At 45.2% G+C, this 14,759-nt stretch carries 17 protein-coding genes and 1 tRNA gene; 12 read left to right on the top strand and 6 right to left on the bottom strand.

Annotation, left to right across the window (positions count from 1 at the left end; genetic code table 11):
• Nucleotides 1–3: 3 nt before the first annotated feature.
• The 3 genes from DXN05_RS03150 to DXN05_RS03140 are packed head-to-tail and all read left to right on the top strand — an operon-like array spanning nucleotide 4 to nucleotide 2,059.
• A complete protein-coding gene (locus tag DXN05_RS03150; protein WP_116845740.1) occupies nucleotides 4–666 on the top strand; it encodes a hypothetical protein in 663 nt (220 codons plus the stop codon).
• Entirely contained in the window at nucleotides 624–1,424 is an 801-nt protein-coding gene (locus DXN05_RS03145) for a sensor histidine kinase (protein ID WP_116845739.1), read from the top strand. The genes DXN05_RS03150 and DXN05_RS03145 overlap by 43 nt, the downstream gene beginning before the upstream one ends.
• Nucleotides 1,421–2,059 (top strand): response regulator transcription factor, encoded by a 639-nt coding sequence (locus tag DXN05_RS03140; RefSeq protein WP_116845738.1) that lies wholly within the window; start codon nucleotides 1,421–1,423, stop codon nucleotides 2,057–2,059. Before DXN05_RS03145 ends, DXN05_RS03140 begins: the two co-directional genes overlap by 4 nt.
• On the opposite strand, the gene DXN05_RS03135 is transcribed toward DXN05_RS03140, so the two are convergent.
• From DXN05_RS03135 to DXN05_RS03125, 3 genes are all read right to left on the bottom strand, one after another.
• Nucleotides 2,049–3,404 (bottom strand): sigma-54-dependent transcriptional regulator, encoded by a 1,356-nt coding sequence (locus DXN05_RS03135; RefSeq protein ID WP_116845737.1) that lies wholly within the window; start codon nucleotides 3,402–3,404, stop codon nucleotides 2,049–2,051. The two genes, DXN05_RS03140 and DXN05_RS03135, sit on opposite strands and share 11 nt — an antisense overlap.
• A 47-nt stretch (nucleotides 3,405–3,451) precedes the next feature.
• The gene (locus DXN05_RS03130) at nucleotides 3,452–3,811 is read right to left on the bottom strand and encodes a response regulator transcription factor (RefSeq protein ID WP_116845736.1); all 360 of its coding nucleotides are present in this window, start codon (nucleotides 3,809–3,811) and stop codon (nucleotides 3,452–3,454) included.
• 98 nt (nucleotides 3,812–3,909) lie between these two features.
• Nucleotides 3,910–4,341: a response regulator gene (locus DXN05_RS03125; protein WP_245975107.1), complete on the bottom strand. Its 432-nt coding sequence runs from the start codon at nucleotides 4,339–4,341 to the stop codon at nucleotides 3,910–3,912.
• 294 nt (nucleotides 4,342–4,635) lie between these two features.
• Between DXN05_RS03125 and DXN05_RS03120 the strand changes: the two genes are divergently transcribed.
• From DXN05_RS03120 to DXN05_RS03100, 5 genes are all read left to right on the top strand, one after another.
• A complete protein-coding gene (locus DXN05_RS03120) occupies nucleotides 4,636–5,400 on the top strand; it encodes an outer membrane beta-barrel protein (RefSeq protein ID WP_158559109.1) in 765 nt (254 codons plus the stop codon).
• Nucleotides 5,401–5,528: 128 nt separating this feature from the next.
• On the top strand, nucleotides 5,529–6,719 hold the full coding sequence (gene hflX, locus DXN05_RS03115) for a GTPase HflX (protein WP_116845734.1): 1,191 nt from the start codon (nucleotides 5,529–5,531) through the stop codon (nucleotides 6,717–6,719).
• Between the two features lie 42 nt (nucleotides 6,720–6,761).
• Nucleotides 6,762–7,115 carry a Rieske (2Fe-2S) protein gene (locus DXN05_RS03110; RefSeq protein ID WP_116845733.1) on the top strand — a complete coding sequence of 118 codons (354 nt, stop codon included), beginning with the start codon at nucleotides 6,762–6,764 and terminating at the stop codon, nucleotides 7,113–7,115.
• A gap of 99 nt (nucleotides 7,116–7,214) precedes the next feature.
• Nucleotides 7,215–7,288: transfer RNA gene (locus DXN05_RS03105), tRNA-Asn, on the top strand.
• Nucleotides 7,289–7,404: 116 nt separating this feature from the next.
• The gene (locus DXN05_RS03100; RefSeq protein ID WP_116845732.1) at nucleotides 7,405–9,027 is read left to right on the top strand and encodes a L,D-transpeptidase family protein; all 1,623 of its coding nucleotides are present in this window, start codon (nucleotides 7,405–7,407) and stop codon (nucleotides 9,025–9,027) included.
• Between the two features lie 79 nt (nucleotides 9,028–9,106).
• On the opposite strand, the gene DXN05_RS03095 is transcribed toward DXN05_RS03100, so the two are convergent.
• The gene (locus tag DXN05_RS03095; protein WP_211329966.1) at nucleotides 9,107–9,865 is read right to left on the bottom strand and encodes a murein L,D-transpeptidase catalytic domain family protein; all 759 of its coding nucleotides are present in this window, start codon (nucleotides 9,863–9,865) and stop codon (nucleotides 9,107–9,109) included.
• Between the two features lie 642 nt (nucleotides 9,866–10,507).
• On the opposite strand from DXN05_RS03095, the gene DXN05_RS03090 reads away from it, so the two are divergent.
• On the top strand, nucleotides 10,508–11,059 hold the full coding sequence (locus tag DXN05_RS03090; protein WP_116845731.1) for an RNA polymerase sigma factor: 552 nt from the start codon (nucleotides 10,508–10,510) through the stop codon (nucleotides 11,057–11,059).
• Nucleotides 11,060–11,215: 156 nt separating this feature from the next.
• Here the strand turns inward: DXN05_RS03090 and DXN05_RS03085 are convergent, their stop codons facing one another.
• A complete protein-coding gene (locus DXN05_RS03085; RefSeq protein ID WP_116845730.1) occupies nucleotides 11,216–11,614 on the bottom strand; it encodes a hypothetical protein in 399 nt (132 codons plus the stop codon).
• Nucleotides 11,615–11,855: 241 nt separating this feature from the next.
• Between DXN05_RS03085 and DXN05_RS03080 the strand changes: the two genes are divergently transcribed.
• The 3 genes from DXN05_RS03080 (at nucleotide 11,856) to DXN05_RS03070 (ending at nucleotide 13,258) form a co-directional block, all read left to right on the top strand.
• Complete coding sequence (locus tag DXN05_RS03080) at nucleotides 11,856–12,203, top strand: hypothetical protein (RefSeq protein WP_116845729.1); 348 nt, start codon at nucleotides 11,856–11,858, stop codon at nucleotides 12,201–12,203.
• Between the two features lie 253 nt (nucleotides 12,204–12,456).
• Complete coding sequence (locus DXN05_RS03075) at nucleotides 12,457–12,828, top strand: hypothetical protein (protein ID WP_116845728.1); 372 nt, start codon at nucleotides 12,457–12,459, stop codon at nucleotides 12,826–12,828.
• Nucleotides 12,829–12,895: 67 nt separating this feature from the next.
• Complete coding sequence (locus tag DXN05_RS03070; protein WP_116845727.1) at nucleotides 12,896–13,258, top strand: hypothetical protein; 363 nt, start codon at nucleotides 12,896–12,898, stop codon at nucleotides 13,256–13,258.
• A 32-nt stretch (nucleotides 13,259–13,290) separates the two neighbouring features.
• Here DXN05_RS03070 and DXN05_RS24550 read toward each other — a convergent pair whose 3' ends face one another.
• Entirely contained in the window at nucleotides 13,291–14,751 is a 1,461-nt protein-coding gene (locus DXN05_RS24550; protein ID WP_158559108.1) for a hypothetical protein, read from the bottom strand.
• Nucleotides 14,752–14,759: the final 8 nt, after the last annotated feature.

Genomic DNA, 14,759 nt, shown 5'->3' with positions numbered 1-14,759 from the left:
AATATGTTTAAAGTATTATCATACAACGATACCTATATGCCCTTGCTTTGTCTCATCCTGTACATTATACTGTGGAAGGATATTGATAAAAAAGACAGGGTTTGGTTTTACTTTTTCATCTATAATATATTGTTGTATGGTTGTACCAATGTGCTGGGAAAGTTCTATATCAACAATCTTGTGCTGTATCATTTTGCCAACTGGATAGAATTGATGTTCGTGGTATTTATCATAGCCAGGGCCATCACCGGGCAAAATTTCTCCAGGCAGTTTTGGTTAATCAACATACCCAGTACATTGTTTTGCGTAATTGATATCGTATATTGGGAGCCATGGAATACGTTTAACAGCATTGCATCGGGATATGCATATCTTATAATAATTATTTATAGTATGTATTTTTTGTTTGACTTATCAAAATCAGACAAAATCCTTTACTTCCAGAAATTACCCATCTTTTGGTTTGTAAGTGCCTTCCTGGTTTATTGTACCATCAGCTTGCTGGCAATGGCATCTTACCGCTATTTCCTTACACAAAAGCTGCAGGAACAATCTCTAAATGTTTTGACTGTAAACGTTATTGCTATATTCATTAAATTCGCGATGATATCTATCGGACTTTTATGTTACAAGCGCCCCAATACACAGATACGGTCATTATTGTAGCTTCTGCTGTATTGGTATTCTTTTTGGTGTTTTTCTACCTGTTTATTCTGCAGTTACACAGAAGGCGTATTCTGCACCAGAAAGAGATGTTTAATTTAAAGGTGCAGTACGAGCAGGTGATTTTGCAGGCGCAGCTGGAAATACAGGAGCAGACTTTTCGCAACATCAGCCAGGAAATTCATGATAATATTGGCCAGGTGCTCAGCCTGGCCAAACTCAATTTAAATATTCTGCACACAACAGTGGGCAGTAACGAGCAGCTCGATGTAACAGAACAGCTGCTTGGAAAAGCCATCGCCGATCTGCGCGATCTGAGCAAAAGTTTACTGGGTGAAAAAATCACCGATCTGGGGCTGGTAACAGCCATAGAAAATGAATTAAAGCTACTAGGAAAAACCCTTTCAATCCAAACCCGGCTATCTTATGATGAAAATGAGGTACTGGTAAATGACGAGCAGACTATCGTGGTATTTCGTATGGTGCAGGAAATTTTCAATAATTGCCTGAAACATGCGAAAGCGAGCCTGCTGGCGGTAAATATTACCACCACGCAGGAAAAAACCTGCATTTCCATTGCGGATAACGGCGTTGGGTTTGATATGGATTGTCTCGATGAAAAGAAAACAGGCATTGGTTTAAAAAGCATGCAGCAGCGTGCCCACCTGATCAATGCAACCTTACAAATTCACTCCTCCCCGGGCAATGGAACGCAGGTAAACATTTGTTTACAACAAACTTCTAATACTACTGCGTTATGATTCAGGTGGCTTTAGTGGATGATCATGCGCTGTTGCGCAGTGGCCTGATGGCTGTGATCAACAGTTTCGGCGATTACAATGTATTGTTTGAAGCCGATAACGGGCGGCATTTTATATCCCAGCTCAAAATACACGGGGTGCCTGATATTGTATTACTCGATATTACCATGCCCGAAATGGACGGCTTTGAAACCGCCGGCTGGATAAAAGAACATTATCCCGATACCAAGGTGCTTATTTTATCGATGATGGACAATGACAGCGCCATTATCCGCATGCTGCGCAATGGCGCCAAAGGCTATATTTTAAAAGACAGCAAACCCGAAGTGTTGCGCGCCGCCCTGTACGATGTGGTGAACAAAGGCTTCTGTTTAAATGAACTGGTAACCGGCAAACTGGTTCACCTTATCAATAAAAACGACCAGGAGATGGCCGATGTGCAGCTGAGCTTCAGGGAAACGGAGTTCCTGAAACTTTGCTGTACCGAAAAATCGTACAAGGAAATTGCTTCAGATATGTCTATCACTCCCAGGGCTGTTGAGGCACTGCGCTGCAACCTGTTTGAAAAACTCAACACCACTTCACGCGTAGGGCTGGTACTGTACACCATTAAAAACGGCATGGTTAAAGTGTAATATGGTATTCCTCTATTTTGCGGTATAAAGTGGTAAGACCAATATTCAGCAGTTTGGCCGCTTCTGTTTTATTGCCCCTGGTATGGTTCAGCACGCGTTGAATGTGCAGTTTTTCAACGCTGGCCAAATCAAAAGCCGACAGAAAATTGCCATTGCCTGAATTGCCGGGCGCAGGTACGTGCTGAAACTCAAACGGCAGGCTGTCTACCGTAAGTACCGGTGTATCGGCCAGTATGCAGGCACGCTCTATCACATTTTTCAATTCACGGATATTGCCCTTCCAGTTGTGCGCCTGCAACTGCTGCAGGGCCTGTTTGTCAATTCCCGTAATATTTTTGCCCAGTTTGGCGCCGAGTTGCTGCATGTAAAAATCAACAAACAAAGGAATGTCTTCCCGGCGTTCATTTAAAGAAGGCAGGATAATGGTAAATACGTTGAGGCGATAAAACAGGTCTTCCCTGAAGCGCCCTTCGCTTACTTCTGTTTCAAGCTGGCGGTTGGTGGCGGCAATAATGCGCACATCTGCTTCTATTGTTTTGGTATCGCCTACTTTTATAAATGTTTTGCTTTCCAGTACACGCAGCAGTTTAGCCTGCAGTTCAACGGGCATTTCACCTATTTCATCGAGGAACAGCGTGCCGGTGCTGGCTTCTTCAATCAATCCTTTTTTATCTTTCAATGCCCCGGTAAATGCGCCGGCTTTGTGGCCGAAAATTTCACTTTCAAGCAGGTCGCGGCTAAAAGCGCTGCAATTAATGGCTACAAAAGGCTGTTGCGCGCGTTTGCTGTTGTAGTGAACAGACTGTGCAAATACTTCTTTGCCGCTGCCGGTTTCACCCATCAGCAATACCGTGGCATCGGTGCCGCTTACCCTTTTGCCCAGTTCTATGGCGCGTTTTATTTCGGGCGATTTGCCGATGATACCGGCAAAGCTGTACTTTTTGGATACCTGTTTTTCCAGGTCGCGTATGCGTTGCTGCAGCTGTACTTTTTCAAAAGCACGTGCAACGAGGGGAATAATTTTTTCATTGTCGTTGCCCTTGGTAATGTAATCAAAGGCGCCGTTTTTGATGGCTTGTACACCATCGGCAATATTGCCATAGGCGGTTAACAGAATCACCTGCAGGTAAGCGCGCCCGTTAAGCAGCGAGGGTATCAGCTCCACGCCATTGGCATCCGGCAATTTTACATCGCACAGCACAACCGCAGGCTCTTCCCTGTCCAGCAACTTCAGTCCCTGGGCAGCAGTGCCTGCTTCTAAAACCTGGTAGCCCTCCAGTCGCAGGATACGCGACAGCAGGGTTCTCAGCTTTTCTTCATCGTCTATGATCAGTAATTTTTGCACGGGTATACCTTATTTATACCGCGCAAAGGTACAGGGTGGCGACTGAATCAGCGGGCGATGAACTTTTTAATTCTTTGTGCGATATCGGCAAGACTGAATGGCTTTACAATATAATCAGCAGCGCCGCGATCCAGGGCGTCTGCAATCATATCGTCCTGCGCACTGGCTGAGACAACAATTACAGGAATTTTTTTCTGGATGATCGATTTAACAGCACTGATCAGCTGAAGACCCGAGAGATGGGGCAGGTTGGTATCGGTAATTACGAGATCGGGCAACAGGTGCTGGATGGCCTCAAGAGCGAAACGCCCGTCAGCACAGCCAAATACTTCATGCCCTTCTTTCTTTAATTTAAGCTGAAGGGTTTTAAGCATCAATGGCTCCTCTTCGGCAACTAAAATTTTCATACGGCGCAGGATATTGGTAAGCAGCAATGATTAATTACACAAAAGTACTAAGCCCTGCCGCAATAGCAAACCGCAGTATGTTAATTAACAGGATAGCGCTAGGCAAATGCTGCCGGTTCACTCGAATGGCGGTAATTGGCCAGCAGGCGGCGTACCCGTATAGACAGCTCGTTGGGGGCAAAAGGTTTGGTTACAAAATCATCGGCACCCAGGTGAAAAGCCTGCATAACGGTAGATTCTTCTTCGATGGCCGATAATACAATAATCGGGATATGGGTAAACTGGGTAGAAGAGCGAACGATACCGATTAAATCGAGCCCGGATGTAAAAGGCATCATAATATCGGTTAATATCAAATCGGGCGATTGTTGTTCAATCAGCTGAAGGGCTTCCCTGCCATCAGACGCAGTATAAATAGTATAACCATGGTTTTTCAAACATTGCTCCAGCAGCATCAGCATGCCAGGTTCATCTTCGGCTATAACAATGGTAGGAGTAGTGTCCATATTGGATTTGTTCTTGTTCTTCATAATAGGTCGAAAAAATAACACAGTTTTCAGTCACTCAGTTGAGCAAAACGGTTCATTATTATTCATTTTGGTTTTTTTCGACCAATAGGATAACCGTACTCAAAACAAGGACAAAATAATGCTTTAAAGCCAGTATCACGGCTCATTGTGCTGCGCAGTTGTAAAAATGTGCTTGAAAAACAATTCATTTGATGCGAATTGGCATATTTTTAACCAAATGCCTGAGGGCATTTCTTTTATTTTTGTCCGATTAACAAAAAAAGAAAGTTATAATTGACACTCAATAACTGCATGATGAAAAAAATTTTAGTGGCAGTAGCGTTGTTCCTTGCCGTTGGTAATGTGAAGTCGCAGCAGAAAACAACAGACAACACCAGCACCACTGGCAAAAGGGACCTGAAGAAATCGGCGATTGATCTGAGCAACCGTGCCAACGATCATTTTATGGTGCAGCTGGGGTACGAAAACTGGAGCGGCGCCAATATTGTGTATGGCCCCAAAGGTTTTTCACGTTATTTCAACGTGTATTTCATGCTGGATAAACCTTCCAAAAGCAACCCGCACATTAGCCTGGGCTATGGTATAGGTTTAAGTACAAATAACTATTTTTTCAATGATGTGTTTATCGATATCAAATCGAACAACACGACCATGCCCTTTTCGGACACAAAAAACTCAAGCGACAACAAGTTTAAGAAGTTCAAGCTGGCTACCGACTACCTGGAAATTCCCCTTGAACTGCGTTACGCTGATAACGTGGAAGAACCCAACAAAGGTTTTAAAGCATCCCTGGGTTTAAAACTGGGCTTATTACTGAAAGCCTATACCAAAGGCAAAAACCAGATCAATGAAAATGGCGCCAGCCTCTATGGCTCCGGTTATATCGTAAAAGAGCAGGATAAACATTATTTTAATACCACCAAAGCTGCCGTAACAGGACGCGTGGGTATTGGTTTTATATCCCTGGATGGCTCGTACCAGCTCACTTCCCTGCTGAAAAGCAGTGCCGGACCTACCATTAACCCATGGTCAATTGGTATTACCCTGAGCGGTTTATAAGCTATTTACAGTCAATTTTTTAGAAAAGCTCCCTGCATAGCCGGGAGCTTTTTTATTGCTGCCTGCCGAACCGGGGTAAAAACCGGGCATTCAAATACTTGACGTATTTTTGCAGAAATTTAGCGCGATTGATAGAGAAAAAATTACAGGAGCGGGAAGATGAAAAAACGGTACTGGTAGGTGTGATACAAAAGAACCAGACCGATGTAGAGGTGCAGGAATACCTCGATGAGCTGGCATTTCTGGCTGAAACTGCCGGGGCAATAACCGTAAAGCGGTTTACGCAAAAGCTGCCGCATCCCGACCGGAAGACCTTTGTGGGCAAAGGCAAACTGGAAGAAATCAAAAATTATATTGCTGCAAAAGGTGTGAACCTGGTGATTTTTGATGATGAGCTCACCGGCTCACAAATTACCAATATAGAAAAAGAGCTGGGGGTTAAAACCATTGACCGCAGCGACCTTATCCTCGACATTTTTGCCAGCAGGGCACGTACTGCACAGGCCAAAGTACAGGTAGAGCTGGCGCAATACCAGTACCTGCTGCCGCGGCTGAAAGGTATGTGGCAACACCTGGAAAGGCAGGGCGGTGGTATTGGTACACGCGGCCCGGGTGAATCGGAAATTGAAACAGACCGCCGTATTGTTAAAGACAAACTTTCACTGCTGCGCAAAAGACTGCAGGAGATAGACAAGCAGGCATTCACCCAGCGTAAAGACCGTGGTGAGTTTATCCGTGTATCGCTGGTGGGTTATACCAATGTTGGCAAAAGCACGCTGATGAACCTGCTGAGCAAAAGCGAAGTGTTTGCAGAAAACAAATTGTTTGCAACGCTGGATACGACTACCCGCAAAGTGGTGTTTGAAAACACACCTTTCTTGCTGAGCGATACCGTTGGTTTTATCCGCAAGCTGCCGCACCACCTGGTAGAAAGCTTTAAAAGCACATTGGATGAAGTGCGCGAGGCCGATATATTGCTGCATGTGGTGGATGTATCGCATCCGCAGCATGAAGAGCATATTGGAGTAGTGAATAAAACATTACAGGAGCTGAAAGCATTTGATAAACCCGTACTCACCATTTTCAATAAAATGGATTTATACGAAGAGCGGAATTTTGACAGCTGGCTGGAGCCTGAAGTGCGTGAAGATATACTGCGCGAGCTGCGGGAAAAATGGGAGCATATTACCGAAGGCAACTGCGTATTTGTGTCTGCTACCGAGCGCCGCAATATTGATGTGCTGCGCGATGTAATACTGCAAAAAGTGCGTACCATGTACCAGATAAGATATCCTTATAAAACCGAGCATTTCTATTAATTTTTATACAAGCTGGCAGCAGTCAATTTTCATTGAACATTCATGAGCAAAAAAATAAACTGGCACAAGCTGGCCGATTCGCGTGCGGCTATTGCATGGCAAAGCAACGACATGGCGATAGTAGAAGCAGGCGGTAAAACAATGACACTGGTGCAGCATGGGGAAACATTGTATGCAGTAGCGTATAAATGCCCGCATGCAGGCGGTATAATGGCAGACGGCTTTATAGATGCAACAGGTAATGTAGTATGCCCGTTACACCGTTATAAATTCAGTTTAAAGAATGGACGTAATGTAAGTGGCGAAGGATATTATTTAAAAACTTTTGCAGTAGAAGAGCGTGAAGATGGCGTGTACATTGGATTCGAGGCATCCGGATTATTTGGCTGGATATAATTTTTAAAAAAAGTTCTGCATAATTTGGTAGTAATATAAAACTTCCTATTTTTGCAACCCCAACGATACAACAACAGTTGTTTCAGCGGTAAAAAGGATTCCCGAATAGCTCAGTTGGTTAGAGCATCTGACTGTTAATCAGAGGGTCACAGGTTCAAGTCCTGTTTCGGGAGCGAAAAAATTAAGCCACTCTTTCGGGTGGCTTTTTTATTTGCCTGATAAAGTGTATTTCGCCGTAGCGCACTAAAGTTCTTCTGCGTCCGGGCATGTGTTTTGAAATATACCAGGTATGAAAAACATGATCCTGCGTATTGCGCTGCCGGTTTTACTGCTGGCAGGCTGCCACAACAAACAAAAGCAGCCGGTTGCTGATGAAAAAGAGCAACTGCTGCCCCGCAACCTGGCCATTACGCCACAAAATGCTTACAGCGACCTGTTTCTAGATAGTGCCGCAATTGAGCAATTTATTGCACAGCAGCATGTATCAGATACCATCGCCAATGGCATCCGCAATTTCTATAATGTGCGCAACCTGCAATTTGCCTGGTTTGCCAGCGATGGGTTAACCGAACAGGCATATGGTTTCCGCAGTTTATACAAGGTTGTTACCGACAGCAGTGCCAAAAAACTGGATGACCGGGTAGACGAGCTGATGCAATCAGATACGCTCAGCGTTTCAGCCGGCAATGCCTCTTTTGTAAAAACAGAATTGTTACTCACCCGGCGTTTTGTACAGTTTGTACATGACCAGTACAACACCAGCGCAGCCAGCGTAGTTCAGCAGTTTATTCCATTGCAAAAACAGGATGTATTGAAAATGGCCGATTCCATTCTTCAATCAAAAGAAAAGAATGATGTTGCTGTAAACGACACCTACAGTGCCGTAAAAAAAGAGCTTGAAAAATATGTGGCCATTGCACACAAAGGCGGCTGGAACACTATTCCTGCAGTGCCCAAAAAGCTGGTAAAAGGCACACATGCAACAGTGGTAACACTTATTAAAAAACGCCTCATAGCAACCGGTGAACTGGCAGGGAATGATACCAGCGATGTATTCAGCGATACACTGGTGAATGCAGTGAAATCTTTTCAGCAAACACATGGCCATACACCGGATGGCATAGTAAGCAATGCCCTGCTGCAGGAAATGAACCTGCCTGTACTCAGCCGCATTCAACAGCTGCTGATAAACATGCATCGCATGCGCTGGGTGCCTGCCACGCCGAAAGACAGGCTGATACTGGTAAACATTCCGGAGTTTAAATTACATGTATGGGAGGGAAACAAAAAGGCTTTTGACATGAACGTGGTAGTGGGTAAAGATGCGCATGGCACAACCATGTTTTCAGGCAACCTGAACGAAATAGTGTTTAGTCCGTACTGGAATTTGCCGCCGAGCATCATCCGCAACGAGGTATTGCCTTCCATGGAAAAGAACAAACATTACCTGGAAGAAAAACACATGGAAATTACGGGTGAGCAAAATGGTTTGCCGGTGATACGACAGTTACCCGGCGAACAGAATGCATTGGGTAAAGTGAAATTTCTTTTCCCGAACAGCTTCAATATTTATTTCCATGATACCAATGAGAAAGACCTGTTTAAAAAAGATTTCCGGGCATACAGTCATGGTTGCATACGCCTGGAAGACCCGGTGAAGATGGCGCAATACTTACTGCAGGATATGCCCAAATGGACGCCACAGCGCATTGACAGTGCCATGAACAGCGGCAAGGAAAAATTTGTGGAGCTGAAGAAACCTGTGCCTGTACTGATCTCTTACTATACCGCATGGATGGATGAAAATAATACGTTGCAGTTCAGGGCAGATATTTATGGTCATGATGCAAAGCTTGCTGCACGGATGTTTACAACCCCACTTGCAAAAGACAGCACACTGGCCGAAAAATAGCAACGATTTTCATAACATACAAGAGCGCGTCACGGCAAGGCTGTGACGCGCTCTTTATATAGCTGCAACCGTACTGGTTTTATGCCGCATTATTACTGCGTGCAAGTGTTGAGCTTGCTGCATATTTTTTATCAGCGCTGTATAAAAATAAACAGCTGCCATTTCGTATGGCTGCAATAATTGCCTTATGTTCTTTTGCAGGAATTGCAGGGCATCCCTGGCTGCGGCCGATAAAGCCCTGTGCAGCTGCAATGCGCGAATCAACGTAAGCTGCACTGTGCATTACAATACCGCGGCTTAATGCATTGTCGTTGATGCCTTTTTCCTGGCCATTGAGGCGTAAGGAATAACCGTGATGACCTATATAGGTATCGCCGGTTACATAAAAACCCAGGCTGCTTTTAAAACTATTGGCCTGGTTCGAAAACTCGGTAGCCAATGCTGCACCTGAACCACGGCCGTGCGATACGTACGTGTTAAATAACAGGCGTGCATTTTTCAGATCAATTACAAACAGCCTTTTTTGTGAGGAAGGAAGGCTAAAATCCACGATGCTCAACACCTGGTCGTTTTGCAGTTTGCCTGCTGCCTGCAAGGTTTTATACCCATGCATGGCATTATCAAAAGCCTGTTTGCTAAGACCCAGTGAATCGAGATGCAGGCCCGTGTACAATACAGCATCGCTGCTGTCTGTTGCAATAGGCTGGGATGCCTGCCGGGTGTTTGTTAAAGGTTTATCGGTAGTGTGCTCGTTGTACACAAAACAAAATCCAAAGGCAGTGAATAACACAAAAATTGCCACAATCCATCTCCACGCATGTAACATGGGTTTTTCCATTACTTTTCAGTTTTTGCATTAAGAAATTATGTTCATGTTAGTTTGGCTGGAGTTGTATCCCGGAGGCAGTTAGAAGGCAGATAATAGCAGTAATCAGTGCGGGATACGTGCAATAATAACGGCAGAAAGGCCCTTTTGTTACAGTTTGCCTGTCATATTGCTGTCATTTGACAAAGCTTGCTTAGAGCGATCATTTTACATATATCAAAATAATACTTGACAATGTAAGAACTGCTTTATACATTTGAAAAAGCGCTTGTTATTCCGAAGGTTTGCAAAACGTTTGTGTACGGATAATAAACCTGGCGAAAACAGTCCTGATGCAGCAAGGTGCAGCGCCTTTTACTGCATAATAATTCTTCCGGCGGTTTCCCAAACTGCGTGTCAAGCAATTACGATTCTCCTGAATGTAGTGAACGGAAGCCATTCTAACTAAATAATCCAATAACCTTCATGGTAAATGCATGCAGTAACCTGTTGTAATGAAGGTACTTTCCTGTACCTGTCTACACTTACTGCCTATCATGAAAAATTCTACTAAGTATCAATTGCTTAGCAATCCAATCTATTCTGTTTTACAACGAAAAGAGAAACCGGCGTACGGTATATAATTTTTAACACAAAACAGGCAGCTGAAATTTTATGCAATCAGGCAAGCAGTCACTCAGTGATGAACAGTTGATTGAATACTTGAAAAACGACAGGGAAGACGTATTCTGGATGTTGTATAACCGTTACCTGCCCATACTGTTGTTCGAGGCGTTTCAATTGCTGGGGCGCAGGGATGAGGCGCAGGATGTGGTGCAGGAGGTACTGGTGCGTTTCTGGCGTAGCAAACATTACCTGAATGTAGACAGCAGTTTGAAATTATTTCTTTTCCGAAGTGTGCGCAACGAATCCATCAACATGCTCCGCTCCAGGAAACGGCAAACGGAAATGCTGCAAAAGTATCGGGGTACTGTATGTGAATGGGAGAGTGTTAATCCTTCAGAAAATATTGAAATTGGCAGGGCTATACAGCGTGCGCACAAAATGCTGCCACCGCAACAGGCCATGGCATTCAGGTTAAACATACTGGAGCGACGTAAAAAAACAGACATCGCAGCGGCAATGGGTATCAGTATCAATTCAGTAAAAACGCATCTGCGGCTGGCAGTTACTTCCATGAAAAAACGCCTGGTGCCATTGCGTTAACTGGTAGCGGGCTCACAGGTAAAGCGTTGGGTTAATCAGTATGGCTGCTTTGGCAACCGGGTAAAATAAATAAGCATATAACTCCCTACCCCTAACGGGCAGGGGCCGCATTTTTGTCCTGGGTTCCCGGGCAGCCTGTAACAGGGCTGCCCTTTTTTAAACCAGCACAAAAAAGTAAAGCAGGGCAATAACAACCGTGAGTGCCAGTGTAATCAGTATAAACCACAGCAGCTGCCGGTTAAATTTACGGCCGGCTTCATCGCGGTCTGATACGGGAATGGTGGTTGCGGCAGGAGAAAGCGGGTGAACAGGATTGGCAGAATGGCTCATGGCCTGCTCTACCTGCTGCCAGATAGCGGCTGCAGGTATTACGCTGCTGTTCATTTTACGCTGTAGCAGCGACAGTTGTTCGGCCAGCAGTGCATTGCGGAGTTCGGGGTATTGGCTAAACCGCTGCTCAAACAGCATTAACTCCTCCTGCGTCAGCAGGTTTTGGGCATACCTGGCGGCTACACCAGATGCGAGGTATTCGTCGATGTCAAATTCTGCATGCATTGAAAATGGGCTTAAGGGGGGATAGGTCAAATGTATACAAGTTTAATCAGCACAACAAGTGATTTCCTGTACCCCGGGGCAGACTATTTTGCAGGTGCGGCTTTGCTAAAACCGTTTTTATAGCCGCGCAGCAATTCACCCGCTGTTCATTTTATTCGTTGTGTTTTTGCACTCACAGTGCATTGATCTTTGTAGTAGATTAGGCTTGCTATTATCCTTCTGGTTTCAACAATGTACCCTTATGCGTGTTCAGGTAAAGAAAATACTGTGTTATAAACTCGTTGCAACAGACGAGGCAAGGGAAAAACTGCGGACGAAGGGAGGCCCGGTTGGTTCGATCAACTTTTTTTCTGCCCAGGCAGGTTTTACAATGGTCAATCATCCCTTAACTGCACTCATTAATGATATGGAGTTAACACTTCAGCTCCCGGTGATCAATGAAACACGTATAGAGGGAAATATTGACCTGGATATAGTATCGTTGCCACTCTCACGCCTGCGTAACTGGCAGCTTACCCTCAGGGCAAACGGGCTTGACCTGATTTGCATGGAGGTAGAGCGTGGCATATTAATGGAGGAGGAGGCATGAGCAACCCGGTAAAGCCACCACCTGTACTAACAGGCGCAATGCCGCACCTCCGGTGCCTTACAGCAACAGAGGTTTTGGTTTAGTTGCATAATGTTAGTCAATGCCTGTTGGTGCAGGCTAAAAAGAGGGGCGCAATTCTTTGCTTCCCTCTTCATTTTCTTTTCCCGCCCCTTTAAAATCGTAAATCCATATCGCTTGCATTAACCTTTACGCCCCGCTGAAACATTCTGTGGACTTAGTTAATAACTGTAACATGCGCCTGAATGCCATTAAAATACCTTGTTACCGCCTGGTAGCCAATGCTGCTGCCCGCGAACAGCTGCAAACCAAAGGGAGCGCCGGATTGCTTGATTGCTCGTATTCACGCGACCAGATCAGTATTCTCAATTACCCGATGGAACTGTTCATCAAACTCATCGATCTTACGCAACCCAACAATATCATTGATGCAACCGGTATCAAGGGCAATATCGATATCACACTTCATATCAACCTCAATGCACCGCGGCAACTGATGTTGCAGCACTGGCGAAAAGCCTTGCGCGCCAACGGACTTGATTTGCAGGAGGCCGAGATAGAAAAACTGGTGCTGGTGACAGAAGATGACCACGCCGCCGAATGGTAACAACGCCATCTGCCTTACTACCTGCCAATAACGCTACCCACCCACCGAAAACCTGAAAACGCTAAGCATGGATCTTCGTGAAGTGCTTCAACCCTGTTATTACCTTACCGCCAGCGAATCTGCCAGGCTGCAGCTTGCTACACACGGCGGTGAACCCGTGCTGCGTATTAATGAAGAAACCGAAAGCCTGTTGCTGGTAAACTGCCCTGTAGCGGCATTGGTATACATTATCACTGCCACACAATCGCTCCAGGTAATAGACGCTACCGGCATTGCAGGCAATATAGACCTGGTGCTTAACATTAATGTGAGTGCGCGCGGCGATATGGTGCATATTCTTAACTGGCCGCAGGCGCTCGCTGCAAAAGGCCTGCACCTGGTGGAAGGCCAATCCGGCACAACTGCCCTGTATATCAAAAACGGCTGGTAATTGCACCTTCATGGGCGCAGGCACAGTCGTTATCATCCGGCAGCTGTTTTTGTTTGCCTGCTGTCTGCCAGGTCAGATAATATAGCACTGAAAGCAAAAATCACGATCATCGTAAAAACCTGGTACCTGAAAACAATGGGTGAAGCCAGGATGCTGAATGAGGCATTGGCTGCAAACAAAACCATTGTGAGCACGATACATAACCACAGGGTGTGCGGTATCAGCTTCCGTTTTTTTATAAAGCCGGTGAGGCAAAAAATAAAAGCACCATTCAACACCAGGAACAGGGGCGGAAAAATAAACAGCAACACGCCTTGCAAGCCGGCTGAAACAGCATGCACATTGTCACTTTTGTAATGAAACCAGTACCTGGCTTCGGAATACACCTGCGGCAGGCCGAGATTGTAGACTTCCAGTTTTTCGAGTGGCGGCAGCATATAGTTTACGCTGTTGGGCAGTATGTAGTGCTGTATATACGCGCCCGGGTAATTTTTAATAAACGTACTACCAAACGATGCAAATACCGGCGATACGCCGCCCCATGCCTGGAAATCGGTGGCAGGCGTGCTGTCGTGCACGTATTTAATGTAGTACTGTTTTAAAGGTGCATAAGGCATGCGGATGTAAAACGCGCCGTTCATTGGCGATATATCCTTTATGCCCGGGTGGCAGGTATCAAAAAACGGTTTTACCACTTTGCGGTTAAAAAGGCTTGCCTTGCCTTCAAATATGTGATAGGGAACTTTTACATGCGGGTAAGCATACAGCGCGTTATTGGCCAGTTGCCACCCGCTGAACACCGAAAACTGCCGGGTGCCGGTAAGCCGCTTGGCTTCAGCACCGGTATAGTTTACAAACAGCGCAAGCAGCAGCACACTAAACACCAGTGCGCCCCATTTAATAACTTTAGGCAGGGCAGAGGCAAACAGCGCCACCGCGGTTATCAACGGGTAGTACATGGCGTTGTAACGCACGCAAAACGCAATGAGCAACAACAAGGCCTGTGTAATTGTCTGGTACCATACAGGGCGTTGTATAATCCATAACAACTGGGTAAACCATAACAGGCTTAAAGCAGTAAACAAACTGTCGCTTGAAATATAATTGCTGAGGTATAACAGCAGCGGGTTACAGAAAAAAAATACCCAGATAAAACGGATGGTATTTTGGGCTGGCTGATAAAAATACAGCAGCGTGAAAAAGAAAACCAGCGCACTGCAAATAAGAAAAAAATACTGCACACTGGTCACAAATGTATCTGAATAATGCACCTGGTGCAGCAAGCTGAGAAACCATGAATAACCGATAGGCCAGATGCTTACGGTTGCGTGTGATGCAGCGGCTTCAATATAGCTGTACGAATCAGAAAAAAAATCGGCATAAGGATACAGCAGTTTGAAAATTATCCATTGCGCCAGTGTTACAACCAATGTTTTCAGCAATAACCGCCGGTTAGCTGGCTCGTGTAATACAAATCGGATAAATGGGTTCATGTAAAGGA

It is taken from the genome of Deminuibacter soli, assembly GCF_003412455.1.
Classification (GTDB): domain Bacteria; phylum Bacteroidota; class Bacteroidia; order Chitinophagales; family Chitinophagaceae; genus Deminuibacter; species Deminuibacter soli.
This window is presented reverse-complemented; position numbering and strand designations above follow the sequence as displayed.

Coding starts and splice junctions, on each gene's coding strand:
- DXN05_RS03150 (WP_116845740.1), top strand. CDS start 4: ATGTTTAAAGTATTATCATACAACGATACCTATATGCCCTTGCTTTGT.
- DXN05_RS03145 (WP_116845739.1), top strand. CDS start 624: ATGTTACAAGCGCCCCAATACACAGATACGGTCATTATTGTAGCTTCT.
- DXN05_RS03140 (WP_116845738.1), top strand. CDS start 1,421: ATGATTCAGGTGGCTTTAGTGGATGATCATGCGCTGTTGCGCAGTGGC.
- DXN05_RS03130 (WP_116845736.1), bottom strand. CDS start 3,811: ATGAAAATTTTAGTTGCCGAAGAGGAGCCATTGATGCTTAAAACCCTT.
- DXN05_RS03125 (WP_245975107.1), bottom strand. CDS start 4,341: ATGAAGAACAAGAACAAATCCAATATGGACACTACTCCTACCATTGTT.
- DXN05_RS03120 (WP_158559109.1), top strand. CDS start 4,636: ATGAAAAAAATTTTAGTGGCAGTAGCGTTGTTCCTTGCCGTTGGTAAT.
- DXN05_RS03110 (WP_116845733.1), top strand. CDS start 6,762: ATGAGCAAAAAAATAAACTGGCACAAGCTGGCCGATTCGCGTGCGGCT.
- DXN05_RS03100 (WP_116845732.1), top strand. CDS start 7,405: ATGAAAAACATGATCCTGCGTATTGCGCTGCCGGTTTTACTGCTGGCA.
- DXN05_RS03095 (WP_211329966.1), bottom strand. CDS start 9,865: ATGGAAAAACCCATGTTACATGCGTGGAGATGGATTGTGGCAATTTTT.
- DXN05_RS03090 (WP_116845731.1), top strand. CDS start 10,508: ATGCAATCAGGCAAGCAGTCACTCAGTGATGAACAGTTGATTGAATAC.
- DXN05_RS03085 (WP_116845730.1), bottom strand. CDS start 11,614: ATGCATGCAGAATTTGACATCGACGAATACCTCGCATCTGGTGTAGCC.
- DXN05_RS03080 (WP_116845729.1), top strand. CDS start 11,856: ATGCGTGTTCAGGTAAAGAAAATACTGTGTTATAAACTCGTTGCAACA.
- DXN05_RS03075 (WP_116845728.1), top strand. CDS start 12,457: ATGCGCCTGAATGCCATTAAAATACCTTGTTACCGCCTGGTAGCCAAT.
- DXN05_RS03070 (WP_116845727.1), top strand. CDS start 12,896: ATGGATCTTCGTGAAGTGCTTCAACCCTGTTATTACCTTACCGCCAGC.
- DXN05_RS24550 (WP_158559108.1), bottom strand. CDS start 14,751: ATGAACCCATTTATCCGATTTGTATTACACGAGCCAGCTAACCGGCGG.